Origin of the sequence: Nitratidesulfovibrio liaohensis, assembly GCF_011682075.1 — a bacterium.
Classification (GTDB): domain Bacteria; phylum Desulfobacterota; class Desulfovibrionia; order Desulfovibrionales; family Desulfovibrionaceae; genus Cupidesulfovibrio; species Cupidesulfovibrio liaohensis.
The window spans coordinates 1-662 of sequence record NZ_VSMK01000740.1; the positions used below are offsets into that span (position 1 = coordinate 1).

The 662-nt window shown below is 73.0% G+C and carries 1 protein-coding gene; it reads left to right on the forward strand.

The features are described from left to right. Window positions 1-114 precede the first annotated feature (114 nt). Window positions 115-662: ChaN family lipoprotein (locus FVW27_RS18420; protein ID WP_243838570.1), on the forward strand; the 548-nt coding region annotated here is incomplete at its 3' end.

Sequence of the window (662 nt, forward strand, 5' to 3'; positions counted from 1 at the left end):
GGCACGGCGCATGCGCCCGTTGCCGCACCGGTGAGCGCAACAGCGACCGCGACAGGGGCCGCGTCAGTGGCCGCGACCGCGACCGCAACCGCACCGGGGGATGCGCGCATGGGCATGACCACTCCACGCCTGCCCGACGGCACGCTGGTGACGGTGTCCCCGTCGGGCGAAATCCGCACCATGGACCCGGCGGAAGCGGCGCGGCAGGCCCTGCGCCACGACTACATCCTGCTGGGTGAATCGCACACCAGCGCGTGCGACCACCGGGCGCAGGCCGCGTTCATCACCGCCCTGCTGGCGGAAGGCGCGCGCCCTGCCATCGGCCTTGAAATGGTGCCCAGCGACGGGCAGCCCGCGCTGGACGAATTTTCGCGGGGGGCCACCCCGCTGGACAAGCTTTCCGGTGCCCTGGACTGGCCGAAGACCTGGGGCCACGACTTCGAACTGTACAAGCCCGTGTTCGCCGTGGCCGACTGGGCGCGCCTGCCCGTGCACGGCCTGAACGTGCCGCAGCGCGTGGTGCGCCAGGTGAGCCGGGGCGGGCTGGAATCCGTGCCCGAGGCCGACAGGGTCTGGCTGCCGCCGTCCATCATCGCGCCAGCGCCGGAGCAGCGCGCCACGCTGACCGCCATCTTCCGCGAGCACGCGGCCATGCGGACGGC